Raw genomic sequence first — 280 nt, 5'->3', positions numbered from 1 at the left:
CTTATAAGCATTTAGTGGATCCTCTTTGAAGCCAGCATAGTCAGAAGGAAAGACATTTGACAAGTGGTCGCCATAGAAAACCAGAGTAATTTTTTTATCAATCTTCTCAAGTTCTGTCAAGAATTCTTTGGTTGCCTTATCTGTATCCGAAATCTTACGAACATAATTCTCCAGAAGTTTATTTTGAGCTTCGGAATAACCTTCACCTGAAGCTGTGATAGTAGAGGAACCAGAATAGCTCGTATATGGCATATGATTTTGCATGGTCAAAACACTAAAG

General features: G+C 37.1%; 1 protein-coding gene. It reads right to left on the bottom strand.

What is annotated here, in order from left to right; all coding sequences use genetic code 11:
• On the bottom strand, positions 1-264 hold a 264-nt coding region (locus tag ETC27_RS17920), incomplete at its 3' end, for a sulfatase-like hydrolase/transferase (RefSeq protein WP_240724965.1).
• Between the last annotated feature and the right edge of the window lie 16 nt (positions 265-280).

It is taken from the genome of Onishia niordana (assembly GCF_004798965.1).
GTDB classification, from domain to species: domain Bacteria; phylum Pseudomonadota; class Gammaproteobacteria; order Pseudomonadales; family Halomonadaceae; genus Onishia; species Onishia niordana.
Note: the sequence above shows the minus strand (reverse complement) of the source record. Positions and strands in the feature narration are given on the sequence as shown.